Source organism: Streptomyces sp. SCUT-3, assembly GCF_014083985.1.
Classification (GTDB): Bacteria; Actinomycetota; Actinomycetes; order Streptomycetales; family Streptomycetaceae; genus Streptomyces_H; species Streptomyces_H thermolineatus.
This window is the reverse complement of the sequence record NZ_CP046907.1, coordinates 5,961,051-5,986,241: the sequence shown is the minus strand read 5'-3', so window position 1 is coordinate 5,986,241 and position 25,191 is coordinate 5,961,051. Positions and strand designations below refer to the sequence as shown.

Genomic DNA, 25,191 nt, shown 5'->3' with positions numbered 1-25,191 from the left:
GGCCGCCGCCCCGACCGTCGAACGGTCGGGGCGGCGGTGTGCCCGCGGGGGCGGGCACCTGCTGAAGCCGTCGGGGTGTCAGGTCGCCCTGTGCGCAACGTCCGCGTCGCCCTCGCGCGCGCCCCGGGGTTCCGGGGCCAGAACGTGCCGGACCCAGACGTTCGGCTCCACGTAGACGGCGTGGTCGTGGCGCGGCTCGCAGCGGACCGGGACGAGCCCTCCGGGGACCTCCACCGGTCCCTCCTCGTCGAACGGCAGCCCGGTCCACTCCCTCCACTGCGCCAGGGATCCGGCGACCGTCATCGAGGCCGGCGCCACCGAGGCGATCACCCCGCCCGCGCGGACGTGGGTGCGCAGCCACGGGTCGGCCGGCAGCCCGTCCTCACGGGTGCGCCAGGCGTACTCCGCCATGGGGGTCGCGGGTTCGCGGTGCTTCCCGGTGGGCCGGACCGGCGCGACCAGTTCCCGGAAGCCGCGTGCCCGCACGCTCTCCCGGAGCGCGTCGAGCGCGGCGGCGGACAGGCCACGGCCGAGGCGATCGGACCGGACCGCGACCTCGAGCGCGCTCACCGTGTCGGGCAGGACGCCGCGGCGGTGGTCGGAGAAGGCCCACAGCAGGACCTGGTCCCAGCCACCGGCCGGGAGCGCGCCGCGGCCCGGCGCGGCCAACGCGAAGGGAGCGCTGTGCCCGCGCACCACGACCTCGCCGTCCCCGTCGGTGCCGACCACGGTGAACTCGGGAAAGGTGGCGGCGACCCTGCCGAAGTGCGCCCATCCCACGAGGTCGTTGAGCACGAATTCCGGCCAGGTGTCCGGGAACCACAGCGAGGCGGCCAGCTCGGGACGCTCGGCCAGGGTGGAGAAGGTCACGTCCATGCCGGGAGGCTAGGGGGCTACCGCCGGGCCCTCCAACCGGTTTTCCGCGCGGCCGTCGCCGACCGGCCGGCGTTCGACGGCGCGGTCGCCGGAGGCTCGGCCCGACAGGCCTGAAACCCGGTCACTTTCGCCAGAACAGGTGGTGCGTCACGCCGCTCGGGCTGGGCACGACCTCCAGGTGGAACCGGTCGAGCAGCTCGTCGGGCGACTCCCAGAGCCGCAGCCCGGACCCGAGCTCCACCGGCGAGACCGCCACGTGCAGGGTGTCGACGAGGTCGGCGTCGAGGAACTGCCGGACGGTGGTGACCCCGCCGCCGAGCCGGACGTCCTTGCCCCGCGCCGCCTCCCGCGCCTGTTCCAGGACCGCGGCCGGGTCGCCGCCGACGAAGTGGAACGTGGTGTCGGAGAGCGTGAACGACGGACGCGGGTGGTGGGTCATGACGAACACCGGAGTGCGGAACGGGGGCTCGTCCCCCCACCAGCCGCGCCACTCATGGTCGTGCCAGGGCCCGCGCTGGGGCCCGAACTTGTTGCGCCCCATGATCTCGGCACCGATGTTGCGGGCGTAGTCCCGCGTGAAGTGGTCGTCGAGGCCCCTGCTCCCCCCGGGGTCGGTGCGCATGGGCCAACTCGCCGTGGCACCGGCCCAGGCGAACAGCCTCCCGGGATCGACATGGCCGAACGGGTTCTCGAAGCTCTGGTCCTCACCGGCACCGATGCCGTCGCTCGAGACGTTGAAGTTCTGGACCCTCAAGAGCTGAGCCATCTGTTCCTCCTGTGGTGTTGGACCGCACTGGTGGGGCTCCACGGGCCGGAAAACCTCATCACTGCGTCCGTGAGCGGTCGGAAACCGAGCGCCCCAGTGTCCGGCCTGTGGGGACCGACGGGCAAGCACCGCCACCGCCCGTGGGACGGGGCCACGGGCGGCCCGCCCATTCACACTCCGGGACCGCGCCTTCCCAGTCGTCGGTGCACCGGTCGGCCCAGGCCCGGCCCACCATGACCGGCCGGGTCACCACGCCGCGGGCGACCTCCTGCACCCGCACGACCGGACCGAGGCCGTTGACTCCGGGATTCCCCCGCGGGCCGTAGGACACGTCGAGCACCCCGCACCCGTCGGCGTGCAGGAGGAACCTCCCCAGATCGGCCGGGACGCAGGCGGTCAACTCCCTGCCCCAGAGGGTCACACGGGGTCCGCGGACCGCGTCGACCGCGACGCAGAACAACCGGCCGTCGACGAAGTAGGCGTACACGGCAGGCTCCGCACGCCCCGTGCCGAACTCCACGCCGCGGACCTCGTGGAACGAGGGGTCGGCCTGGAACCGGCGCGTCTCGGTCATGCCCGGCAGCGCCGCGGCGACCTCGGCGACGCGCATGCCGAAACACAACGGACCGACGCCTTCCAGAGGCGTCAGCTCCCAGTCCGCCCGCGCCGCCCCCTGCACGGCCCCCCGAAGCTCTGCTGCCGCCATCTCTCCACCCGCCCCGTCCGCACACCGGGACACGACGATCCCCGGCGCTCAGCACCACCCCGGCATTGCACCAGGCTCAGGATCGTTCACGGAACCCGGGCGGAGCTCCGTTCGGAGAGCCTCGGCAGGAAAGTGGGCGCCGGTGGTGAACCGCCTTCCCGCGAGCGACGGCATTCCGTCGGCCTCGCGCCGCTCCCGGCACCGGACCGGCTCGGGCTCGGTCACGGCCGGCCCGGTGGCCGGGGGCGGGCGGCCCCGGCGGTCACTGCCCGCCCGGGACCTCGGGGCGGTCGATGATGCGCAGCCAGGTCCCGTCCGGCTGACGGCGCGCCACCTGCACCCGGCCGCCCGTCCCGTCGGACGGGCGGGTCGAGGTCAGGGCGAGGTCGCCGTGGCGGACCGTCGGCAGGGGCTCCTCCACCGGGAACGGCAGCGGCACGTGCTCGAGCATCTCCGCGAGCACCGCGCGGATCGCCTCCCGGCCGACCGTCGAGGACCCCGGCGGGTAGGCCATCACCGCGTCGGGCGCGTAGAGCGCGGCCAGTCCGTCGGCGTCTCGGGCGTTGGCCCGCTCCACGAACAGCCTCGCCAGGTCCTCGGGCTCGGCGGCGCCCTCACGGATGTCAGTCATGATCGACTCCTTTCTCCGCCCTCACCCTGCGGCAACGCGGAGTGGGAGTCCAATAGACGCTGGGTATCGCCGCCAGAACAGGAAGTTATGGGGACGGGGCCCTGCCGGGCCGCCTGCGGCAGCACCGGCGGCCCGGGCGCGGTGCCATGCTGGACGGCATGACACCGGAAGAGCTGCGGAACTGCTGCCTCGACATGAACGGCGCCTACGAGGACACCCCTTTCCCGGGCAGCCCGGGTCTGGTCACCTGCAAGGTCGAGGGCAAGGTCTTCGCGTTCGTCCCGCAGGACGCCGAGCCGCCGACCGTGAGCCTGAAGTGCGACCCCGAACTGGCCGTGCAGCTGCGTGCCGCGCACCCGGCGATCGCGCCCGGTTGGCACCTCGACAAGCGCCACTGGAACACCGTCACCCTGGACGGCTCGCTCCCGGAAGGCATGGTCCGGGAGCTGATCGAGGACTCGTACGACCTGGTGGTGGCCGGTCTCCCGCGCGCCGTGCGGCTGCGGCTCGACCGCGGCTGAACGCGTCGCCGCGGTCCCGGACCGCGGCGGATCCGGATCCCGCTCCCGCTACCGGTCCCCCGCCCGGTCCGTCCCGAGCAGGCCCGGATCAGGAGTTCGGGAGCCGCTGTTTCCCACCGCCGGGGCAGCGGTTGCGGGTCCGGCCCCGTCGCAGGGCTCCCGGCGGCCGACCGGGGGCGCCAGGACGGTCCGGGCGTGTTCGGCGAAGGCCCGGGCCGCCGGGCCGACGGGCCCTTCCGTCCGCCAGGCCAGGGCCATGCGCCCGCGCAGCGGGGGGTCGGTGACCGTGAGCGCGTGGAGCTCGCCGGAGTACTCGGCGGCGAGGGACTCGGGGACGACGGCCGGTCCGAGGCCGCGGGCCGCGAGCTGCGCGAGGACGTTCGGGTCGCTGACCTCGAAGGCGACGCGCGGTTCGAACCCCGCCGCGGCACAGGCCTCGTCGAGGCAGGTCCGCATGCCGGTGCCCCGGGGGAGGCTGATCAGTTCCCGGTCGCGGAGTGCGTCGACGGGGACGGCGGACAGTCCGGCCAGCCGGTCGCCGGGGCCGACGGCGACGACGAGCGGCTCGTCCACGAAGACCTGGATCCCGACGCCCGAAGGGGTCTCGGACGTCAGGGCGACGATCGCCACGTCGAACCGCCCGCTCCGGACGCCCTCCAGCAGGAGGTCGGAGTTCTCCTCGGCCAGGGTGATCTCCACGGCGGGGTGGGCCCTGTGGAAGTCCGCCAGCAGGACGGGCAGGTCGACCGACGAGCACGAGCGCACCATTCCCATGGACACGCGGCCGCGCACCAGTCCGGTGAACTCGTCGACGGCGAGCCGCACCCCGGCGACCCCGTCCAGCACGGTGCGGGCGTGTGCGAGCACCGCGGCCCCCACCTCGGTGAGCCGCACCGTGCGCCCCGACCGGTCCAGCAGGTCCTGTCCGAGTTCGCGCTCCAGCCTGCGGACCTGTGCGCTCACCCCGGGCTGGGTCACGTACAGCCGCGCGGCCGCACGGGTGAAACTGGCCTCTTCCGCCACGGCCACGAAGTACTCCAGCTGACGCAACTCCATGGCCGGTCATGCTAGGGCCTGCTGCGAGGTCGGATCGTCTGTCGGACCTGCCTGGGACGCTCCGGGCATGGAGATGACAGTGCAGCTGACGATCGACTGCTCCGATCCGCAGAGAATGGTGACTTTCTGGGCCGAGGCCCTGGGCTACGTGCCTGAGCCTCCGCCGGGCGGGCACGCCACGTGGCGTGCTTACTGGGCGGCGACGGGAGTGCCCGAGGCAGAGTTGCCGGCCGGTGCCGGGGATGTTCCGGAGTCGATCGTCGATCCCGCGGGACGTGGACCGAGGGTGTGGTTCCAGCAGGTTCCCGAGCCGAAGGCCGCCAAGAACAGGTGGCACTTCGACCTGAAGGTCGGTGGGGGCCGTGACGTCCCGCCGGACGTCCGCGCACAGCGGGTCAAGGCCACGGTGGAACGGCTGGTCACTGCTGGTGCCACCGTGCTGCGGATCAAGGACGAGCCGGACACGGGGCTCTACGCCGCCGCCATGCAGGACCCCGAGGGCAACGAATTCGACGTCGTGTGAGGGACGTTGCGGCAGTGCCGGCCACAGCCGCTCGTCCACGGCCGCGACCGGCACCGTCGCCTCGTGGCGGACGGAGGGCTTGGCGTGCCTCGTGGCCACTGCCCCGGGCCTTTTGAGTCGGTTGATCCGGCACTCGACCGCATGGTGCTCGCGGTGACCCACCCCATCGAAACGCGGCGGTCGGCCGCCACGGGAGCCGAGCTTCCCGCGGTTGCGGGCCCGGCCGGCCCTGTACGGGACGGTGCAGCGGATTCCACGGCGGCGCAGGCAGGCGCAGTTCTTGCAGAAGGAGTACGCCCGGCCGTCACTTCCCGCGCGGCCCGAGGACGTCCACGTGCGGCAGGGAGCGGTGGCGGTGGTGGGCCTCGGCGATCCCCGCCAGCGACGGCCGGCCCAGCGCCCGGTAGGCGGCCACGAGGAGTTCGTTGGCGTACGCCTCGCGGACCGGGTCGCCGGACGACGCCCGGTGCAGGTCGCGTCCCAGGACCAGGGCCTCCGCCGGATCGCCCGCCGCGAGGCGGCGCCGGGCCTCGTCCACGCACGTCTCCAGGGTCGCGGGGTCCTCGAACAGGGAGTTCACGTGCGTCGCGAACGCGTACTCGTCGGCGCCGTTGTGCGCTGGGCGGTCCAGTGCGGTGCCGCCCGACACCAGCGCCCCCGCCCCGTCCAGGGTCGTGATCCGGCCGGGGTCCACGGGTTCCGCGACGAAGTCGTACGCACGGGAGTAGGCGAGGCCGACCTCGGTCCGGTCGCCGGTTGCGAAGGCGGTCAGCGCCTCGCGGAGCAGGCCCGCGCGGCGGCGCTCCCCGGACACGTCGTCCCCCGCCGCCCCGTAGTCGTCCAGGTCGCGCCAGTGGCGCTCGAGGAGGGCGCGTACCGCCTCCAGGGGGGTCTCCCGCTTCCTGGTGATCCCGCAGCCGTCATTGGTCCAGTAGGAGGCGACGGAGTCGCAGGTGCGGCCGTCGTCGGACCACAGGCCGTGGTGCAGTCCGTCGGAGCCGCTGTGCATGAAGGTGACGAACTCGGGCGGGTCGAGGTAGAAGCGGCCGTGCACCCGCACGTCGAGGCCGTCGCGGGGCTGCCGGCCGGGGTCGGCGAACAGGTCCATGACGCCGGCCGGGGCCACGGACAGTTCCGCGAGCGCCTCCCGCTCCTCCGGGCCGAGGGCGTCGAGGAACGCCCGGAACCGGATCAGGGAGTCCGGCAGTTCGATGCCCCAGTCCCGCAGGAAGCGCTCTTCGACCGCGGTCCCGGAGTCCCGGCCCCTGTCTTCGCCCATCGATCCGTCCCCGTTCCGCCGCGTGCCTGCGGGGACCATCATGGCAAGGGCCGCAGGCACGCGGCGGAACGGGGCTCCGCGCGGGCCGGCCGGGGCCGGGCCGCCGGGCCGCGCCCGATACGGGCGGCGCGGCGGTGCGGCGCCGCGGCGCGGTGTGTCAGCGGAGGCCGAACAGGGCTTTCCACGACTTGCGGGCGGGCTTGTCCCGGCCCTCCTTGCAGGTGCAGCGCCCGGAGGCCGGCACACCGGCCAGGACCTGGTCGACATGCATGCCGCACCCGGCGTAGGTGGCCTTGCCGCAGGTACGGCAGGCAACGCGTCGGCACATGGCACTCACCCTCTCGTGGAACGGTCCTCCGCGGACCCGTACCGGAATCATACCCCGGGGGGTATCGGATTCCCGAGTCGGGGACCTCGCACCGGGCCCTCCGCGCCGTCGTGACGGCGCGGAGGGCCGGGGTCCCGCCGAGGCGCGCACACAGGGCGTCACCGGCGCGCCGACGGGGGTGAGAGGCAGGAGGCGGGAGGAGCGGTGCGGGTCAGTGCCGGGCCGCGCCCGCGCCCGCCGTCTCCTCCTCCGCGATCCTGTCCATCCGCTCGAACATCCGCCGGGCCTCCTCGGCGGTCAGCCTGCGGTCGAGGAGCGGGAGGTAGACCTCCTCCTCCTTGGCGAAGTGCAGGTCCACGACGGCGTTGAGCGCGTAGAGGACCCGGCGGAGCTCCTTCTGGTCCGCCGGGTGCAGCGTGCCCGCGCGGAGCCGGTCGCGGAGCCTGCCGAGGTCTTCGGTCAGGGCGACGACCTCGGCGTGGTCGCGGCGCATCGTGTCGGTCGGGCGGGTCCTGTCGGCGGTGCCGATCAGACTGTCGACCTTCGCGTACAGCACCTCGTCCTCCGCCACGGCGTGCGGGATCAGCTCCCGCGTCAGGAACGCGTACGACTCGTCGACCTTCTTGCGCTGCTCCTGCGGCGGGGCGGTGCCGACCGCTTCGGCCGCCGAGGCGAGCGCCTCGATCTTCGGGAGCAGTTCGCGGTGCTCGGCGCGCAGGGGCGCGGTCACCCTGCCGCCGTTCGCCTGCGCCGGCGCCGGGGGCCGCGGTTCGGCTCCGGTCGTGGTGCCGGCCCACGCCCAGGTCGTCATGCCGACGATCGCCGCGACCACCGCGGCCACGACCGCGTAGACCTTGGGAAATCTCATTCCGGGACTCCTACTGCTGGACATGCCCCCGATCGAACGATGTCCACATTAGGAGGATTGGAGTATGCGAAGTGTGATTATTACTCCACGCGGGGTAACCAGCTGAAGAGCGGGCAACCGGGGGAACGGCCGCCGACGCCTCGCCCGGCCGGACCGTCGCCCTCGCGGCGGCGCCGCGCGCCGCACGGCGCCGCCGGAGGCATCCGCGCGCGCTCCGGGACGGCGGCCGGCGGCTACCGCCTGACGGCCCGCAGGAGAACGAACTTCGCGTTGCTGCCGACGATTTCGCAGTTGCCGAAGATCCGGCGCAGCAGCACGTGGTACCCGAGGTGGCGGTTGCCGACGACCAGCAGCTCGCCCCCCGGACGCAGCGCGTCGCGGGCCCCGGTGAACATGCGCCGGGCGGTGGCGTCGGTGGTGGCCAGGTGGGAGTGGAAGGGCGGGTTGTTCAGCACGAGGTCGACGCTCCCGGGCGGCGTGCCCGCCATGCCGTCGCCGACGACGAAGTCGGCCTCGCGGTCCGGTCCGGCGTTCGCCGCGAAGGTGGCCTCGGCGGAGGCGACGGCCTGGTAGGACTCGTCGACGAAGGTGACCGCCGCCCCGGGGGCGGCCAGGGCCGCCGCGGTCCCCACGACCCCGTTCCCGCAGCCGAGGTCGACGATGCGGGCCGCGCCCGCGGGCCGGGGAAGGTGCTCCAGGAGGAAACGGGTGCCGATGTCGAGGCGCTCGGCGCAGAAGATCCCGGCGTGGTTGGTGACGGTGCGTCCGGAGACCGGGCCGATGCCGCCGGGCAGTGCGTAGGCGACCGGCCAGGGGCTGGGGGTGCGGGCGATGCCCGGGTCGGGCGTGCAGTGGATCAGGCGCGCCTTCTTCTCCGCCAGGGAGGTCCTGGTCGGCCCGATGATCCTCTCGAACAGCCTCAGCGTCGAGGTGTGGATCTCCTTGACCATGCCGGTGCCGACGACGACGGTGCCCTCGTGGACCGCCGGGGCGAGGCGGTGCAGCTGGTCCTCCAGGAGGGCGAGGCTCTTGGGCACCCTGACCAGCAGCACGTCGATCCGCGCGGGCGGGGCGTCGCGGGTGGACAGCAGCCGCACGGCGTCCGGGTCGCTCCCGCTGCGCGCCAGGTTCGCCCGGGTGGCCTGCTGCGCGAGGAAGGAGTCGGTGATCTGCACCGGGTCGTGGCCGTGGGCCGCGAGCACGGTCGTCAGGGCGCCCCACCGGTCGCCCACCACGACCACCGTGCCGGACAGGTCGACCGGCCCGGCCCCGGTGTCCCGCAGGTGCTTCAGCAGGTACTCGTCGGAGGCGTCCCACGCGCGGAAGGGGTCGCGCCGGTCCTCGGGGAAGCGGGTGAGGCCGTACTCGCCCCATGACGTCGTCAAACGGTTCATCGTGCACTCAGGCTAGCCGAGCGGCCCGGTGGGCCGCGGGCCGCTCCCCGGCCGGCGCTCCCGGCTCACCTGCCGGAACCGTCGGCCCCGACACGGACGAGTGCGGCGGCGTTGAGCTCCCGGTAGGCGGCGACCTCGTCCCGGTGCGCGGCGGCCCACCGCCGCGTCTGCTCCTCCCACAGTGCGCGGTGGGTCCTCGACCGTCCCACCGCGAGGTCGCACTCGGCGGAGTCGACCGCCGTGCGGTGCCCTCGCCCCTCGCCCCCCGCCCGGCCCCCAGCCCGGCCCCGCGCGGGCGCCGCGGCCTCCGCGCGGGCCTGTTCGGGGTCGGCGTACGCGTATCCGCGTCCGCGCATGCACGCGCTCCACTCCTGCGTCGCCCGGGCGAACCGCGGGGCCTTCCGCACCGCCTCGCGGACGGCCAGGTAGCGGGTGTTGACGAAGGTGTCCGCCCGGAACCACCGCGGGTAGTCGCCGTAGAGCTCGGCGCGCGCCTCGGCGAAGCACCCCTCTGCCGGCATCTCCATGGTCCCCGCACCCGGCACCGTGACCGTGATCCTCTCCGCCCCCGGCCCCAGGTCCCCCAGCGCCCGGTCCCACTCCTTTCTCCGGGCCGGGCTCAGGGAGGCCAGGTAGGCCGCCTCCGCGCGTTCCGCGCGGGTCGGTACCGACGGCCCGGGCAGGCCGAATCCCTCGCGGCGCGCCCGCTCGACGTCGTCCAGGTGCAGTTCCGCCTCCAGGGCCCGCTCGGAAGGAGCAGGCTCGTCCGGGTCCACGGGGTCGTGGAAGAACCGGAAGCCCCGCTGCTCCATGCACTCCTCCACCAGTTCCGCCTCCGCGTTCGCGAGGACGCCCCTGACCCCGGGCGGCAGGGTCGGCGCCTCCACGACCTCACGGGCCGGCGGCCGCTGCCCGGAGGGCGGGGCCTGCCCGCTCACCCCGGAGGGCGAGCAGGCCCCGGCGGACAGCGCGACGAGGACGAGCAGGGCTGCCCGTCCGCCTCTTCCTCTTTCCTTGTGCGCGGTACTGCGGCGGTGAAGCACGGGGCCTCCATGTCGGCGAGGGGGAGGTGCGGGGGCCGGCCGGCCCCCGCACCCGGTGCGCCGACGGCCCGTCGGGCCGTCGGTGCACCTCCTAGCAGGTGGAGCTCACCCTCTTCAGGGACTCGGTGGTGTTGGCCGGCGAGTGCGACCGCCACTGCGCCTTCGGCCTGGAGCACCCGATGTAGCCGCTGTAGTAGCTCCCCGAGTACAGCTCCATGCCGGCGCTCGACATGTTGTTGAAGGAGGACTCGTCGTTGTTGCGGAGGGCGTCGGACAGGACTTCCTTGTGCCAGCTGTACTTGCCCATCGTTCCGCGGTAGTCCGTCGCGGTCCACATGCAGAAGTTCCCCGACGGACAGTCGGAGACGGCCGCCTGGGCGGGGACGGCGGCGAACACGCTCGCGGCGACGAGGCCGCCGGCGAGGAGGACGGACGGAACGAACTTCTTGACTGCCACGTTGGCGCTCCCAGGACATGACGGGCCGTCGGGTCTTCGCCGACGGCGGGGTGGACCGGCTCTCCGGCCGCCGGGGGTACCGGCTCGCCCCAGGCTGTGGCCGCCGGTCCGCGGCCGGCAATCGGTCCCGCCGTCCGGGACGTGTCCGGGACGGCGCCGGACACGTCCCGGACACCCCGGACACCCCGGACGCGAGCAGGGGCAGGAGTGGCGGCGGCGAGTGGCCGAGGTGCGTCTTGTCCAGCCCCCGGCCCCGCACCAGCATGGCTGCCATGACGCCCCACGAGGAAACCCGTATCGGCGACGTCCGCACCGCGGCGGAGTACGTGGCCCGGATGCGGCGGTTGAAGGAGAGTTCCGGACTGACGTTCCGGCAGCTCGAACAGCGGGCCGCCGGCGAGGGGCGCTTCCTGGCACGCAGCACCCTGTCCGACGCGCTGCGCCGCGGGGCGCTTCCCCGCCCGGACGTCATCGAGGCATTCGTGCGCGCCTGCGGCGGCGACCGGGAACGGGCACAGGAGTGGGTCCGGGCCGCGGAGCGGCTCGGGAAGGACCCCGTCCGGCCGCAGGAGTCCGCGGACGGCGCGGACGGGCGGCCGCCTTCCGGACTCCCGGCCGCCTCCGGCCCCGGGGGTAGCGTGCGGCGCCGTGCCGCGCTGCTCCTGGCCGGCGCACTGGGCATCTCCTTGCTGGCCCTCGGCGCCTGGGGACTGCTCTCCCCGCGCACGGACGGCCGGGCGTCCGCGCGCCCCCCGGCGGCCGCGGGGGCGAAGGCGGGAGCCGGCGAGGACGCGGGGGCCGGGGCCGCGGCCGGCGCGCCGTCCCCCGGCTGGTCCCGCATCCGCCCGGTCCGCTCCCCCGCCCTGTGCGTGACCGAGGGGCGGGAACGCGGGGGCGACCCGAACCGGGCCGTCGCCGTCCAGCGTGCCTGCTCCGGGGCGGTCCCTCCCCGCACCCGTCTGACACGTGCCGGGGACGGGGCCTTCTTCGTCGTCTGGCGGCATCCCCAACTCGGGGACGGCTGCCTGACGGTCATCGGCGAAGGGCTGCTGGAGCCCTGGGAGGACTGCCGGAAGGACCGCCTCGCCCAGGTCTTCCGCATCGAGCCGGCCCGGGACGCGGGACCGGGCCGGTACCTGCTGCACCCGGAGTACAGCGGGCGGTGCCTGGGGGTGCGTGGCGACGGCCGGGACGCGGGGGCCGAGATCGTCGAGGAGCAGTGCACCGGCCGCGACGACCAGCTCTTCGTGATCGAGGCCGAGTAGGGGCACGAGGGCCGGGCCGCAGGACGGCCCGTCAGGGACCCGGAGCGGGCCTCGGGGCGGGTCCCGGGGCGGGACCCGGCCGCTGCGGGCCCAGGGCCTTCGAGAGGAAGTCCAGCTCGAGCCGCAGGAGGGCGTCCGCCGTCCCCTCCCGGGCGACGAGGTGGCCCGTCCCGGACAGCGGCAGCACCGTGTGGGGCCGGCCCGCGGCGAGCAACGCCGCCGAGAGGCGCAGCGTGTGGGCCGGGAGGACGTTGTCGTCGGCGAGCCCGTGGACGAGCATCAGCGGACGCGCCGGACGGTCCGGACGCGCGGGCCGGGCGGCGTGCCGGAGCAGCGAGGAGCGCTCGTAGTTGCCGGGCAGGACGCCGGGGTGCCCGAGGAAGCGCTCCTCCCAGTACGTGTCGTACAGCCGCCGGTCGGCCGGCGGCGCCCCCGCGACCGCAGCGTGGAACACGTCGGGGCGGCGCAGCACCGCGCCGGCCGCCAGGTAGCCGCCGAACGACCAGCCCCGGATGCCCACCCGGCCAAGGTCCAGGGCGCCTTCGTACCGCTCGGCGGCCGCGTGCAGCGCGTCGACCTGGTCCTCGAGGACGGGCGTGAGCCGGTCGCCGAGGACCGCGCGTTCCCACCACGCCCCGCGGCCGGGGGTTCCCCGGCCGTCCGCGGTCAGCACGGCGAAGCCGTGCTCGGCGAACCACTGGCACACGGCGGTCCACCACCCCCGCGCCCGGGTCACGACCTGGAGCCCGGGCCCGGAGTAGGGGCTGAGCAGCACCGGCAGCCCGCCCGAGCCCGGCTCGTACCAGGACGGCAGGTGGATCCGGGCGCGCAGCTCCCGCTGCCCGAGCACCAGGTGGACCGGCCGGGGTGCGACCAGGGGTTCCTCGGCGAGGACCGCGATCCGTCCGGCGGGCCTGCCGTCGCGCAGCACCGTCACCTCGTGCCCGTCCGGGGTCCGGCTGTCGAGGACGACCGTGCCGCCGCCGGCCACGGCCGTGTGCACCCCGGGCCCGCGGGTCAGCACTGTGAAGCCGCGCCCCGGCTCGTGGGACCACACGTGGACCTCGGTGGGCTCCTCCCCCGCAGTGAACAGGACCCTCTCCCCCACCGCGCCCAGCACCTCGCGCACGTGCAGCCCGTCCGGGGAGGGGACGTCCCCGATGCGGATCCCCCGGGCGTCACCGCGCGGGCACGACAGCACCGGCACACCGGATGCCGTGTGCAGGGGCGTGCCCGGCCGCAGGTCCGCCCAGGCCTCGTCGGTCGCGGCGGACAGCAGCCGGACCCCGCCGGTCACCGGGTCGACGGAGACGATCCACACCGTGCGCTGGTCCCGGGTGCGGAGGCCGACGACGGGACGGGCGCCCTGCCAATCGGCGGTGACGAGGTACTCGAAGGCCGGGTCGCTCCACTCCCCGCGCGGGGAAGGGCCCCCGTGCGGGCCCGCCCCACCGTGCCGCTTCACCTCCTCGTGCGCGGTACGCGGCAGCCGGACGGGGGTGCGTCCGCCCGTGACGGCGACCAGGTGCAGCGAGGTCTCCGCGTTGGGCGTTCCGGCCGCCGGGTAGGGCACCGGCCGGGCGGGCGGCCGGGTTCCGCGGGGTCGCCGACGTACCGGCGTTCCACCGCCGAGGTGTCGACGCGGGCCACGAGCAGCGCGTCGCTCCCCGGCGACCACCAGTGGCCGCGCGACCTGCCGATGGACAGCGCCGCGACGTGGTCGGCCTGCCCGTAGGTCACGTCGGGGCCCTCGGGCTCGGCCAGCGGCCGGTCCTGCGTCCCGTCGGTCCGCACGACGCGCAGGGAGCCGCCGGTGACGTACGCGACCAGGGTCCCGTCCGGGGAGGGGCGCGGGTCGGCCACCGGGCCGGGGACGGGGAGGCGGCGCGGCGCGCCGCCGTCGGTGCGCACGGTCCACAGCGAGCCGTCCAGGACGTACGCCACCGTGCGCGCCTCCCGGTCGGCCGCGTACTCCGTCACGCCCGCCGACGCCCCGCCGCCCTCCACCGGGCCGCCCTCCGCCGGGCCGGCGAGGACCCGCTCCCGGCCGTTCCCGTACAGCCACAGCAGGCCGCACGGGTCGGTGCCGGAGGCGGAGCGCAGGAACAGCACGCGCTCGCCGTCCGGGGAGACGGTGAACGACCGGGGCACCCCGAGGGAGAAGCGGCGGGTGCGGGCGAACTGCCGGGGGAATCCGTCGAGGTCCATGGGCTCTGCTGCCTTTCCTGGTGGGACGCCGGGGTGCCGCGGCGGGTGGCCGCGGCGTCCCCGGACGGTTTCGTTCATGAACCGGTCCCGGAGCGGTCCCGGAACGGCGAAAAGGCTCCAGGTCGGTGACCTGGAGCCTGAAGTGCGGGGCGGGCGGCGGGAATCGGGGCCTCCGCCGCGGCGGACGTCCCGTGCCGGTGATCACGGCCGGGAGCGTCCGAAGGGTTCTCGCGGATCCTACCGCGGAAGCGGGGTCGCGGAGCGCGGTTCGCCGCGGCCTCCCGGACCGGCCGCCCGGCGAACCGCCCGGCGAACCGCCCGGTGAACCGGGCGCGGGCGGGTAGGCGATCGGCACGACGGCGGGCGGGAACAGGGAGAGTCACGATGCCGACAGTCCACGGCCCCCGGCAGGGCACCGGGCAGGGGCGGACCGCCCGGCAGGAACGGGCCGCCGCGTCCGGACGGGCCGCCTGGCCCTCGCTGCTGCTGTTCCTCGCCCTCAGCTTTGCCGCCGCCGCGGTGGGGGCGCTCTCCTCCTCCGGCTCCGGAGCGGTGTACGCGTCCTTGGACCGTCCTTCGTGGGCGCCGCCGTCGTGGCTCTTCGGCCCGGTGTGGACGGTGCTCTACGCGCTCGTGGGCACGTCCGCATGGTTGGTGCAGCGTGCCCGGGGTCGGCGGGCCCGTACCGAACTGGGCCTGTGGGGTGTGCAGTTGCTGCTCAACGCGGCCTGGACGCCGTTGTTCTTCGGCGCGCGGCAGTACGGGCTCGCCTTCGCCGACGTCTGCCTGCTGCTCCTCACGGCCGGCGCGACGGCGGTGCTGTTCCGCCGCGTCCGGCCGGCTGCCGGGTACCTGCTGGTCCCCTACCTGCTGTGGGTGGCGTTCGCGGCCGCGCTGAATCTGAGCATCTGGGCCGCCAACACCTGACGCGGGCGACCGCCGCCGGGCCGCCGCCGCGCGCGTCACTCTTCCGGCCCTCCTGGGGAGCCCGGGGATCCCGGGTCGTACAGGCTCGTTGACTGTCGCCCCGTCCTCCGGAAGCGAGAACCGCTGTGCCTTCCCTCCCGAGCGTCCGCACCCTCCTCGCCCGCGGCCCGGTCGCGCTGGCCGTCGCCGCACTCACCGCCGTGTCCCCGGCCGCCGCCGCTCCCGGCGACGGCGACGGGCGGGAAGGGGCGGGCGCCGGGCCCACCGTGGTCCTGGTGCACGGCGCCATGTCCGACGCCTCCGCGTGGCGGGGCGTCACCGAGCGCCTGCAGCGGCTCGGCCACCGGGTGGTCGCCCCGGCCAACCCGCTGCGCGGGCTCTCCGGGGACTCGGCGTACCTCGCCTCGGTCCTGGAACGCATCGAGGGGCCGATCGTGCTCGTCGGCCACTCCTACGCGGGCGCGGTGATCGGCAACGCCGCCGCCTCGGACCCCGACGTCGAGGCCCTGGTCTACATCGCGGCCCACGTGCCCGACAGGGGCGAGAGCGTGGAGGAGTTGAACGGGCGGTTCCCCGGCAGCCGGCTGGGGACCGCCGTCGTGCCGGCGCGCTACCCGCTGCCCGGCGGCGGGACGGCTGTCGAGTTCTCCGTCGCCCCGGACAGGTTCCGCGAGGTCCTCGTGGCCGGCGCCCCGGCCCGGACGACGGCCGCGATGGCGGCCGGCCAGCGCCCGATCGCGCAGGCCGCCCTGGCCGAGGAGTCCCGCGCGGCGGCCTGGAGGACCGTCCCGTCCTGGTACCTGGTCGCCACCGAGGACCGTGCCGTCCCGCCCCGGCTCGAACGGTTCATGGCCGACCGGGCCGGATCCCGCACCGTCGAGGTGGACGCGCCGCACTTCGCCATGATCACCCACCCCGAGGCGGTCGCCCGGCTGATCCTCGACGCCTCGGCGGGGCGGGCACCCGCGGACGGACGGGACGCCGCGGCGGCGGGCGCGCTGGCGGAGACCGGCCCGGGCGGCCGGGCCCCCGTCACCGCCGGCGTCGGCGCCCTCGCGCTGGCTGCGGGCACGGCGCTGCTGCCGGCGGCACGCAGGCTCCGACCCCGCGCCCTCCGGGACCGCGCCTTCCGGGACCGCACCCGCCGCTGAGCCGGGCCGGCCGGCCCGCGGCGCACGCCGCGGGAAACCGCATGGCACCGGGAAGAGCCAGGCACCTACAGTGCCGACCATGTCCCGTCTTCCCGAACTCTATGTCGCCGTCGATGTCGAGGCGGACGGACCGATCCCCGGTCCGTACAGCATGATCTCCCTCGGCATGGCCGTGGCCGGCCGTCCCGACCTGTCGTTCTACACCGAACTGCGCCCGATCTCCGACGACTTCGACCCCAAGGCGCTGGCCGTCTCCGGCCTCGACCGGGAACGGCTGCTGCGGGAGGCACCGGCCGCCGAGGATGCGATGTCGGCCGCCGCGCGCTGGGTCGACGGCCTGCGCGGGATCGGGCGCCCGGTCTTCCTCGCCGCTCCCGCGGTGTGGGACGGGATGTTCGTGCACTGGTACTTCATGCGCTTCACCGGCAAGAGCCCGTTCGGTGCGACCGGTTCGGGAATCGACCTGCGCAGCTACTGGATGGGCATGACCGGGAGCGAGTGGGCCGGGACCCGCAAGGGCACCGTCAAGCACGCACTGGGCCTGGACGGACTGCCGCACACGCACCATGCGGGTGAGGACGCGGCCGAGTTGGCGCAGATCTTCGAGGCCGTCGTGCGTCACCGCGGGGGGACCGCGGAGTAACGGGGCACTGCGGGGTGATGGGACGCAGCGGGGCAGTGGGGGCGGCGGAGGCAGTGGGGGCGGCGGGCCGAGCACCGGCAGGGCGGGAGGCGGGGCACGGTCACCCAGGGTGACGGAGATCGGCATGTCGGGAACACAACAAATCATTTTCTGTTCAACCCCTGTTGCTAAGTGACCGATTGATGACAGTCTCTGCTCCGGTTCCCCGCGGGCGCACCAGGGGTCCGCGTTCCCCTGCGCACCTGTCTCCACCTCGTGCACCCCGGGGCGCGGTTCCGGACGCCCGAAGGGACTTCCCGACAACTCCGGGCGGCCCACCACTGATCCGCCCGGCTTTGACGGACCGCGGCCACCTCGCGGTCCCGTGCCGAGGAGACCCCAGTGATACCCAGCACCACCCCCCGCAAGGCCACCGTCCGCGCCGCCGCCCTGGCCGCCTCGGCCGCGATGCTCGTCGTCGGCGTGCAGTCCGGAACGGCCAACGCGCAGGCCGACCGCGAGTCCGGCGCGACGGCGGTCGCCCTGTCCGCCTCCGAGCGGGCATCCGCCATCAGGGCGGCGCAGGCCGACGCGGCCGCCGAGGCCGAACTCCTCAACCTGGGCAGCGAGGAGAAGCTCGTCGTCCGCGACGTCGTCAAGGACGCCGACGGCTCGGTGCACACCCGCTACGAGCGCACCTGGGCCGGGCTGCCCGTCCTGGGCGGCGACCTCGTCGTGCACGAGCGGAAGAACGGCGAGCGGACCGTCACCCGGGCCACGAAGGCCCGGATCTCGGTGCCGAGCACGGACGCCGGGCTGCCGGCGTCCGCCGCGAAGAAGACCGCGCTGAAGGCCGCCGCGCAGGAGACCGAGGGGGCCGCGGCGGCGAAGACCCCGCGCAAGGTGGTCTGGGCCGCGGACGGCAAGCCGGTCCTGGCCTGGGAGACCGTCGTCACCGGGGTGCAGCACGACGGCACGCCGAGCGAGATGCACGTCGTCACCGACGCCGCCACCGGCAAGGAGCTGTTCTCCTACGAGACCGTCCACACCGGCACCGGCACCGGTGACTACAACGGCACGGTCTCCCTCACCACCACGCCCAACGGCAGCACCTTCGACCTCAAGGACGGGGCCCGCGGCGGCCACCGCACCCTCGACATGAACCAGGGCACCACGGGCACGGGCACCCTGTTCAACGACGCCGACGACGTGTGGGGCGGCGGCCGCCAGAGCGCCGCGGTCGACGCGCACTACGGCGCCGCGGTCACGTGGGACTACTACAAGAACGTCCACGGCCGCAACGGCATCCGCAACGACGGCGCGGCCGCCTACACCCGCGTCCACTACGGCAACGCCTACGTCAACGCGTTCTGGTCCGACTCCTGCTTCTGCATGACCTACGGCGACGGGGCGAACAACGCCGCCCCCCTCACCTCGCTGGACATCGCGGCGCACGAGATGACCCACGGCGTCACCTCCAACACCGCCGGCCTGCGCTACAGCGGCGAGTCCGGCGGCCTCAACGAGGCCACCTCCGACATCTTCGCCGCGGCCGCCGAGTTCCACGCCGCCAACTCCTCCGACCCGGGCGACTACCTCGTCGGCGAGAAGGTCGACATCAACGGCGACGGCACCCCGCTGCGCTACATGGACAAGCCCTCCAAGGACGGCTCGTCCCACGACTACTGGTCCAGGAACCTGCGCCGGGTCGACGTCCACTACTCGTCCGGCCCCGCCAACCACTTCTTCTACCTGCTCTCCGAGGGCAGCGGCGCCAAGACCGTCAACGGCGTGAGCTACAACAGCCCGACCTACGACGGCACGGCGGTCGCCGGCATCGGCCGGGACAAGGCCGAGAAGATCTGGTACAAGGCCCTGACCACGTACATGACCTCCACCACCGACTACGCCGGCGCCCGCGCCGCCACCCTGTCGGCGGCGAGCGACCTGTACGGGGCCGCCGGCGCCGAGTACCAGGCGGTCAACGCCGCCTGGGCCGGCGTCAACGTCAAGTGACGACCCGCTGAGCCCCTCCCCGGGGGCAGCCCGCACGCCCCGGCCGTGCCGCACCGTCTCCCCACGGTGCGGCACGGCCGGCGGCCGTCGCGGGAGCGGCCGTCGCAGGGGCGGCCGTCGCGGGAGCGGCCGTCGCAGGGGCGGCCGTCGCGGGAGCGGCCGTCGCGGGGTCTGGCGTCCCCGCGGAGGACGGAGCCTCGGGTGTCCCGGTTCCGCCGGGCCGCCGGTGCGCTCACCCGGGAGTGCCCGCCGGTCCGCACGGCAGCCGGGCGCTGCGGTGGTGGAAGGCCCACGCCTGCCCGGCCACCAGCGCGGTGTTGGCGCAGGCCAGCGCGGCCCACAGGGCGGTCAGTCCTCCCGCCGCGGCCACCGGGACCGCGACCAGTGCCAGCGCCCCGTAGCAGGCGGCGAAGACGACGAGGCCGGGCACCGTGTCCTTCACGGCCACCAGGCCGAACCCGAAAACCGCCTGGAGCGCGTCCGTGACGACCGCCAGCAGGACCACCGGCAGCAGCCCGGTCACCAGGCCGCGCAGGACTGCGTCACCGGTGAACAGGGAGACCACCGGCTCCCCCGCCGACGCCAGGACGCCGCCCAGGACGAGCACGGCGCCCATGGCCACCTTCACCCCCGCCAGCACACCGCCGCGCAGCCCGCGGACGTCACCGCCCCCGACGTACGGGGACACCAGCGGGACGGTCGCCTGGCCCACGGCGACGGCCGCGGTGAACACCAGGTTGGCCAGGGAGACGGAGATGCTGTGCGCGGCGGCGCTTTCGCTGCCGGTCCGGGCGGCGGCGAGGGCGAGGACGCCCAGGACGGCGAACTTGACCAGGACGGTGGCGGCGAGCGGCACCCCGACCGCGGCGAGGCGGAGCAGCGCGCGCACGTGCGGCCGCCCGGGCCGCAGCCGCCGCCCGGCCAGGACCGGGGAACGGCGCAGCGCCCGGTGCGCGACCGCGGCGCCGACAAGGTTCGACGCGAGCATCGCGACACCCGCGCCGGTCGGCCCGAGACCGCCGAACGGGCCGACGCCGCCCACCAGGAGGAGCGAGAGCGCCACGGCCGTCACCGTCCCGGCCGTCCCGGCGTGCATGACCGGTTTCGAGCGGCCCAGACCCACCAGGGTGGAGGTGGCGGAGTTGCCCACGGCGGACACGAGCACGCTGCAGGCGAGGAGGGCCGGGAGCGCGCCCAGCTCAGCGAGGGTCTCCTCCGGCACGCCGGAGGCCCTGCCGATCAGCGGGACCGCGCCCACCGCGGCTGCGCCGAGCAGCCCCGTGACGATCCCCAGCCACATGCCGTCGCGGACCACGGGCAGCAGCGCGTCGGGGTCCTCGCGCTCCGCGGCGACGAAGGGCATCACACCGCGCAGCGCGCCGGCGACGGCCGCGACCGCCGGGGTGTGGACCGCGGTGGTGACGGCGAAGGCGGCGAGGGAGACCGTGGCGTGCCTGCCGAGCACGGCGGTTCCCACGAGCGCGCCGGCCGACGAGACGATCATGGTCAGGTAGAGCGGGAGCGCCGCCGAGGCGATCCGCGCCACCGGACCGCGGGCACCGGGTTCCGCCCGCCCCGCCGTCCTCCTCTTCCCCGCCGTGCCCGTCATTCCCGCCACCCGCCCCGTCCGCCCGTCCCCGTCGTCCCGCGTCACCGGTCCTGCCGGGCGGGGTTCCTGACACGCCTTCGGCCGACCCGTGCGGCACGCGGGGTCGGACGGAAGGGTAGCCCCGGGGACGGGGCCTCCGTCGGCTTCCGGACAGCTGCGGCGGACGGGTTGTCAGACGCCTGTGCCATGGTGTCACCTGCTCCCGATCGCTTCACAGCCGCGGGAACACGCGGCCCGCCGGCCCACCTCCGGCGGGCCGCACCCCGGGACTCGCGTCGAAAGCGCTACCGGGCGCCCGACGCCGCGTGCGCGGCGGCGGCCGGTCCGCCCCACCGCACAGGACACGGTCCTGGGCGGACCGGGGAGGACTCCGGGCCGTGCAACCGCTTGCGGGCCCGCGGACACCGATCACGAACTAACCGGAAAGCAGGCTGAGATGACGGTCGGAGAACTGGTGAGGCTGCGGCCGATGGGGCTGCCGGACGCCGAGGCGCTGTGGCGGTGGAACCACGACCCCGACGTCATGCGGTGGATGGAGGACGGCTACGCCCAGCCGCTGTCCCAGGTCGAGAAGCGGCTGGCGGAACGACCGCGCAACACCTACGGGGACGTGCTCCTCGGGATCGAGGTGCTCGCCGGCGAAAAGCTCGTCGGCCTGGTCCGGCTGCACGGCGCCGAGCCGGAGACCGGGTGCTCCGAGATCGACATCTACATCGGCGAGAAGGAGTACTGGGGCCGCGGCATCGCCACGGACGCGATGCGCACGGCGTGCCGCTACGGCTTCGAGAAGATGCGCCTGCACAGGATCACGCTGACCGTCGTCACCGAGAACCACGCCGCCCGGCGCGTCTACGAGAAGGTCGGCTTCGTCGAGGAGGGTCGGCTGCGCCAGGTCTTCCGGCGCGACGGCCGGTGGCACGACATGTTCGTCATGGGCCTGCTGGAGGGCGAGCTCCGCGGCGCGCCCGAACCCGGCGGGACGTGACGGCGGGGCGTCTGCCCCGCCGTCACGTCCCGCGTGCGCGCCCCGGCCGCGGGCGCGGTGGTCCGGGCCCGCGGCCGGAGGGCTCCGGCTCAGGGTGCGAGCAGGGAGGCGACCGGGGCGAGGGGGTCCCAGTGGGGATCGCGTTCGCTGAGGCGGGCGACGACGCGGCGCCAGGCGGCGGCGTCGACGCCCAGCCGGTCGCGGACCAGGACCGCGGTCTCCGCCAGCGCGGCCCCCACCCGGGCAGGTGCGTCCGTGCGGCGGCCGGCCCCGTTGAGGTAGTCCAGGACGAGAGCGGCGGGGGCGACCTCCCGGACCAAATCGGCCCCACCGAGGTGGCCGGTGCCCAGGAGGTGGTCGAGCTGCACGGTGAGCGGCTCGTGGAAGTGGTCGCCCAGTCCGTGGCGGAGCCGGGCCCGCGTCAGCCGGGGTCCGCGGGGGTGCGGTGCCGGCCCGGGGCCGGGAGGTGCTCGCTGTGCCGCAGGACCAGGTCGCGCGGGGCGGCGGGGTGGCGGACCACCTCCGCCCAGTGGGGGACGGGGTCCTTGTGGTGCTCGGCCTCCAGCCCGTACCAGTCCCATGCGGCGGGCCGGCTTCCGAGGAGTTCGGCGGTGCGCCACGGGTGGTCGCTGCGGCGCAGCCGTGCGGCGAGCCGGGCCGGGGACAGCTCGCGGTCGAGGCGGGCGCGGAGCGCCGCGGCGGGGTCCGGTCCGGCCAGTGCCTTCTGGCACAGCCGGGTGGCGGCCTGGCCGAGGACACCGCGGCCGACGAGGTCGCCCAGGCGCCGCGGACCGCCGTGGCGCAGGAGGTTGAGGCATCCGGTGAGCTGCTGCGCGAGGTCGAGGTGCCGACCGGTGCGAACGAGGACGGCCTCGATCAGGTCGGGTTCGGCCGACTCCAGCCACAGGGCGCCCCCGGGAGGGACGGCTGACGGGTCGTCGCGCAGTCCGGGGAGGAGGCGGCCCGCCACCGGCCCGGGAGCGGTGACGATCCGCCGGCGGACGTGGCGGTCCTGGGTGTGGTGCAGCAGGGCCAGGTCGGCGTCCGGGTCGCGGAGGTCGGCCAGCCGCTGCTCCAGTCCGTCGTCGAGCCACCGCCCCTGCACTGCGAGGACGCGCAGGGCCTGCGGGTCGCGCTGCCGCAGGAGGTGGTCGAACGCGGCGCGCGGCGTGGGCCGGTGGCGGAGCAGGTGGGCGGCGAGCAGCCAGGGGCCGTCGGGGCCGAGCCGGGGCAGCACGGCGGTCAGGGCGCGGGGCCCCGCCAGGCCCAGCAGGGTGCCCAGTGGCCACAGCCACAGGTGGTTGCCGTGGGCGAGGAGCCGCAGGGCCTCGTCGGGGGTGGTGGGCGCGGGGTTGCGGGAGGACGGGCCGTGATCGACGGTCGCGTGGTCCGCCATGGGCGCCCAGTCCTCCGGCGCGGGGCGCCGGTTCGGGTACGGGAGCGTTCGAGGAGTTCGGGCCAGGTCGCCCCGTGCGGCGGGCGCCGGGTCTCGGTCCGCATCTCCTCGCGGGCGGCCGCGGCCAGGTACAGCCAGGCGTCCGGGTCGTCGCCCAGTTCGTGGTCGAGGAAGGCGGCCAGGGCGTTCTCCCAGGCCACGGGGAAGGCGAGCCGGTACCAGTCGTGGGGGCGGCGGACCAGCCACGGAGCGGGGAGGGTGCGCAGGAGGTCGTCCGCCCGGAGCACCCCGTGCAGGTAGGCGGTCTCGAGGGTGTGCCCGGCCGCGCCGGCGTCGCGCGCGCGGGCCGGTTCCGCCAGTGCCTGAGCCCGGGGCGGCGGGGTGTGCCAGCCGTCCTCGGGGGCGATGCCCGCGGCCTCGCACGCCTTGACCAGCCAGGCCGGGGACTCCCCTCCGGGGTTGTCGGCGGGGTGGTGACGGGCGAGGTAGCGCAGGCTGCCCGGGTCGTCGGGCAGGGGCGCGTCGCCCGGGGCGAGACGGATCAGCAGGTCCAGTGCGCCCAGCGCCGCCCGTTGGCGCTCGCCGCGCGGCTCGCCGGGGAATTCGGGGGTCCCGGGGGTTTGGGCACGCACGGCCGCGGGGCCGGGGCGCCGCGGCCGGCCTGCGGGGGCGCCGGAGTCCGGGGCGGCGGAGTCCGGGGCGGCGGGCGGGGCGGCGGGCGGGGTGGGGGCGGCGGCCTGCCCCGCCGCGGCGACCAGCTCGGCCAAGCTGCCGGTGAAGCCGGGGAGCATCCGCAGCAGTGCCGCCCAGGCGTCGGGGCGGCCCGCCAGGTGGTCGCGTACCGCGGAGTGCAGGGCGCGGCGCGCGTCGTCGGTCAGCAGGCCGCGCTCCGCCAGGGCGGCCAGGGCGCCGGCCGCGCGGGCGGCGGGGCGGGCCGGGTGCACGAGCGCGGCGGGGTCCAGGAGGCCGGCGCGAACCATGCCCTCGGCCCACTCGGGGGCCGCGTCGTCCAGCGGTTCGTCCGCGAGCCGCCGGGCGGGCGGAGCGGTGTTGCCCCCGTACCGGCCGCCGGTGCGCCACGGCGCGTTCAGCACGTTCAGCAGGAGGTCGGCGCGGTCTGCGTCGGTGGCGTCCTCGTGGCGGAGGAGTTCCTCGGCGGCCTTCGGCATGAACGGGCTCTGCCGGTGGGCGGCGGCCAGTGCCGGGAAGTCGTGGGCGTAGGGCTCGTTCAGCAGGTCGCGCAGCGTGCTGGTGCCGCGGACGGTGCGCAGCAGGCGCGGGAGGGCGGCCGGGTCGTCGTAGGGCTCGCCGTCGGCGCGCAGCCGGGCGGCACCGTCCGGTTCCTCCAGCGCGGCTTCGGCCTCGGCCCGGACCTGTGCGTGCAGGTGCGGCCGCGCGGAGGCGTCGGAGAGCAGGCGCCGGACGGCGTCGGGGCCGCGGCTCTCCCACACGCGCACCAGGGCGTGGCGCTGCGCCGCCCTGCGCACGCCCCGGCGCAGGGCCCGGGCGACGAGTCCGGGGTCGCCGCAGGCCAGGAGCGGGGTGTGCCAGGTGGCGGGGACGTCGGCCCCGGGGGACAGCAGTTCGGCGCGCAGCCCCTCGTCCAGCGGCACGCGGTCCAGCCGGTGGGCGATCGCGCGGCGCAGCGAGGGGGTGCAGCGGGGGTTGCGGTAGACGGCGGCGTTGACGGCCGGGTCGTCGGCGGCCACCAGCTGCTTGAGGACGCGCGCGTCCAGTCGGGGGTGCGCGGCCAGGGCGGTGCGGCTGCGGCTGTCGCCGTGCCCGGCGACGGCGGCGGTGAGGGCCGGGCCGGGGAGGGAGCCGCCTGCGAGCAGTTCGCGCACGGCGGCGTCGGGCAGGGCCCGCAGGGCTGCGGCCGTCTGCTCGGGTGCGGTGTGCTCCAGCAGCAGGGCCAGGGTGGCCGGCACGCTCCTCGGCGGGAGGGGCGCCGGGCCGTCGGCCGGTTCCGGCGCCGCCTCCGGTTCCGCGGCGAGGAGTTCGGGCAGGGTGCCGCGGTGGGTCGCCAGCGCGTCGTGCAGCCCGCGCCAGCGGGCCGGGTCGGCGCCCGGGTGGCGGGCGGCCAGTTCGCGCAGCCGTGCGGCCGTCAGGCCGTCCGGCCGCACTTCCTCGCCGAGCAGGGCGGGCAGCGTGCGGGCGGGGCGGGCGCGTTCCAGCAGGGCGAGGACGAGGTCGTCGTCGAGCGGGCCGGCCTTCCGCGCGGCGGCGGCGAGCGGCCCCAGCCCCGAGGGGCGCGGCGCGGCGAGGGCCGCGCGCAGCGCCCCGGCCGGGGACGGGGCGCCGCCGTCGGTACCGCAGCCGCCGCCTCCGGGCCCGGACCCGGCCGCGGGCCGCGGAAGCCCCTCGCCGCCCAACCTCTCGCGCAACCGCGGCAGTTCCCCGGCCGGTACGCCCGGCACCAGCAAGGACAGCACGTCCCGCTGCGCCCGCTCGTCCCCCGTCACCGTGCACCACACCCCGTTCGTCCTCGCACCGTGCGACGAACGGGATCCCACCACATGACTCTGACAATGCCGCGGGGAGGCGGACGGGCGCCCGCACCGGCG

Annotated in this window: 22 protein-coding genes and 1 pseudogene; 8 read left to right on the top strand and 15 right to left on the bottom strand. The window is 75.6% G+C overall.

Features of this window, described 5'->3' with window-relative positions; genetic code table 11:
* Window positions 1–78: 78 nt before the first annotated feature.
* The 4 genes from GQS52_RS26485 to GQS52_RS26470 all read right to left on the bottom strand — a co-directional run bounded on the left by GQS52_RS26485 (window position 79) and on the right by GQS52_RS26470 (window position 2,979).
* The gene (locus GQS52_RS26485) at window positions 79–876 is read right to left on the bottom strand and encodes an N-acetyltransferase (protein ID WP_182316063.1); all 798 of its coding nucleotides are present in this window, start codon (window positions 874–876) and stop codon (window positions 79–81) included.
* A gap of 121 nt (window positions 877–997) precedes the next feature.
* Window positions 998–1,642: a dihydrofolate reductase family protein gene (locus GQS52_RS26480; protein ID WP_182316062.1), complete on the bottom strand. Its 645-nt coding sequence runs from the start codon at window positions 1,640–1,642 to the stop codon at window positions 998–1,000.
* A gap of 58 nt (window positions 1,643–1,700) precedes the next feature.
* A complete protein-coding gene (locus GQS52_RS26475) occupies window positions 1,701–2,252 on the bottom strand; it encodes a hypothetical protein (RefSeq protein WP_182316061.1) in 552 nt (183 codons plus the stop codon).
* A 358-nt stretch (window positions 2,253–2,610) separates the two neighbouring features.
* Window positions 2,611–2,979, bottom strand: coding sequence for a nuclear transport factor 2 family protein (locus GQS52_RS26470; protein ID WP_182316060.1), 369 nt, complete (start codon window positions 2,977–2,979; stop codon window positions 2,611–2,613).
* Between the two features lie 158 nt (window positions 2,980–3,137).
* Between GQS52_RS26470 and GQS52_RS26465 the strand changes: the two genes are divergently transcribed.
* Window positions 3,138–3,500 (top strand): MmcQ/YjbR family DNA-binding protein, encoded by a 363-nt coding sequence (locus GQS52_RS26465; protein ID WP_182316059.1) that lies wholly within the window; start codon window positions 3,138–3,140, stop codon window positions 3,498–3,500.
* Window positions 3,501–3,548: 48 nt separating this feature from the next.
* Here GQS52_RS26465 and GQS52_RS26460 read toward each other — a convergent pair whose 3' ends face one another.
* A complete protein-coding gene (locus GQS52_RS26460) occupies window positions 3,549–4,556 on the bottom strand; it encodes a LysR family transcriptional regulator (protein ID WP_182316058.1) in 1,008 nt (335 codons plus the stop codon).
* Window positions 4,557–4,623: 67 nt separating this feature from the next.
* Here GQS52_RS26460 and GQS52_RS26455 point away from each other — a divergent pair, with 67 nt between their 5' ends.
* A complete protein-coding gene (locus tag GQS52_RS26455) occupies window positions 4,624–5,079 on the top strand; it encodes a VOC family protein (RefSeq protein ID WP_182316057.1) in 456 nt (151 codons plus the stop codon).
* 304 nt (window positions 5,080–5,383) lie between these two features.
* Here GQS52_RS26455 and GQS52_RS26450 read toward each other — a convergent pair whose 3' ends face one another.
* From GQS52_RS26450 to GQS52_RS26425, 6 genes are all read right to left on the bottom strand, one after another.
* Window positions 5,384–6,358: an ADP-ribosylation family protein gene (locus tag GQS52_RS26450; RefSeq protein ID WP_182316056.1), complete on the bottom strand. Its 975-nt coding sequence runs from the start codon at window positions 6,356–6,358 to the stop codon at window positions 5,384–5,386.
* Between the two features lie 157 nt (window positions 6,359–6,515).
* Window positions 6,516–6,686, bottom strand: a complete 171-nt coding sequence (locus tag GQS52_RS26445; RefSeq protein WP_182316055.1) for a hypothetical protein — start codon at window positions 6,684–6,686, stop codon at window positions 6,516–6,518.
* 211 nt (window positions 6,687–6,897) lie between these two features.
* Complete coding sequence (locus GQS52_RS26440) at window positions 6,898–7,554, bottom strand: hemerythrin domain-containing protein (protein ID WP_182316054.1); 657 nt, start codon at window positions 7,552–7,554, stop codon at window positions 6,898–6,900.
* Between the two features lie 233 nt (window positions 7,555–7,787).
* On the bottom strand, window positions 7,788–8,948 hold the full coding sequence (locus tag GQS52_RS26435; protein ID WP_182316053.1) for a methyltransferase: 1,161 nt from the start codon (window positions 8,946–8,948) through the stop codon (window positions 7,788–7,790).
* A gap of 65 nt (window positions 8,949–9,013) precedes the next feature.
* A complete protein-coding gene (locus tag GQS52_RS26430) occupies window positions 9,014–9,991 on the bottom strand; it encodes a hypothetical protein (RefSeq protein WP_182316052.1) in 978 nt (325 codons plus the stop codon).
* Between the two features lie 91 nt (window positions 9,992–10,082).
* On the bottom strand, window positions 10,083–10,448 hold the full coding sequence (locus GQS52_RS26425; RefSeq protein WP_182316051.1) for a peptidase inhibitor family I36 protein: 366 nt from the start codon (window positions 10,446–10,448) through the stop codon (window positions 10,083–10,085).
* Window positions 10,449–10,720: 272 nt separating this feature from the next.
* Here GQS52_RS26425 and GQS52_RS26420 point away from each other — a divergent pair, with 272 nt between their 5' ends.
* On the top strand, window positions 10,721–11,713 hold the full coding sequence (locus tag GQS52_RS26420) for a helix-turn-helix domain-containing protein (protein ID WP_259370999.1): 993 nt from the start codon (window positions 10,721–10,723) through the stop codon (window positions 11,711–11,713).
* Between the two features lie 31 nt (window positions 11,714–11,744).
* Here the strand turns inward: GQS52_RS26420 and GQS52_RS26415 are convergent.
* Window positions 11,745–13,921, bottom strand: a pseudogene (locus GQS52_RS26415) (prolyl oligopeptidase family serine peptidase).
* 384 nt (window positions 13,922–14,305) lie between these two features.
* Here GQS52_RS26415 and GQS52_RS26410 point away from each other — a divergent pair.
* The 4 genes from GQS52_RS26410 (at window position 14,306) to GQS52_RS26395 (ending at window position 18,637) form a co-directional block, all read left to right on the top strand.
* On the top strand, window positions 14,306–14,848 hold the full coding sequence (locus GQS52_RS26410; protein WP_182316050.1) for a TspO/MBR family protein: 543 nt from the start codon (window positions 14,306–14,308) through the stop codon (window positions 14,846–14,848).
* A 125-nt stretch (window positions 14,849–14,973) separates the two neighbouring features.
* Window positions 14,974–15,999: an alpha/beta hydrolase gene (locus GQS52_RS26405; protein WP_182316049.1), complete on the top strand. Its 1,026-nt coding sequence runs from the start codon at window positions 14,974–14,976 to the stop codon at window positions 15,997–15,999.
* Between the two features lie 79 nt (window positions 16,000–16,078).
* Window positions 16,079–16,642 carry an exonuclease gene (locus GQS52_RS26400; protein ID WP_182316048.1) on the top strand — a complete coding sequence of 188 codons (564 nt, stop codon included), beginning with the start codon at window positions 16,079–16,081 and terminating at the stop codon, window positions 16,640–16,642.
* Between the two features lie 381 nt (window positions 16,643–17,023).
* Window positions 17,024–18,637, top strand: coding sequence for a M4 family metallopeptidase (locus tag GQS52_RS26395; RefSeq protein ID WP_259370998.1), 1,614 nt, complete (start codon window positions 17,024–17,026; stop codon window positions 18,635–18,637).
* 232 nt (window positions 18,638–18,869) lie between these two features.
* On the opposite strand, the gene GQS52_RS26390 is transcribed toward GQS52_RS26395, so the two are convergent.
* Entirely contained in the window at window positions 18,870–20,183 is a 1,314-nt protein-coding gene (locus tag GQS52_RS26390) for an MATE family efflux transporter (protein WP_259370997.1), read from the bottom strand.
* Window positions 20,184–20,682: 499 nt separating this feature from the next.
* Between GQS52_RS26390 and GQS52_RS26385 the strand changes: the two genes are divergently transcribed.
* A complete protein-coding gene (locus GQS52_RS26385) occupies window positions 20,683–21,231 on the top strand; it encodes a GNAT family protein (protein WP_182316046.1) in 549 nt (182 codons plus the stop codon).
* A gap of 89 nt (window positions 21,232–21,320) precedes the next feature.
* On the opposite strand, the gene GQS52_RS26380 is transcribed toward GQS52_RS26385, so the two are convergent.
* Together GQS52_RS26380 and GQS52_RS26375 are read right to left on the bottom strand one after the other, a co-directional pair.
* Window positions 21,321–21,599: a hypothetical protein gene (locus GQS52_RS26380; protein WP_182316045.1), complete on the bottom strand. Its 279-nt coding sequence runs from the start codon at window positions 21,597–21,599 to the stop codon at window positions 21,321–21,323.
* An 874-nt stretch (window positions 21,600–22,473) separates the two neighbouring features.
* On the bottom strand, window positions 22,474–25,140 hold the full coding sequence (locus GQS52_RS26375; protein WP_182316044.1) for a hypothetical protein: 2,667 nt from the start codon (window positions 25,138–25,140) through the stop codon (window positions 22,474–22,476).
* Window positions 25,141–25,191 lie beyond the last annotated feature (51 nt).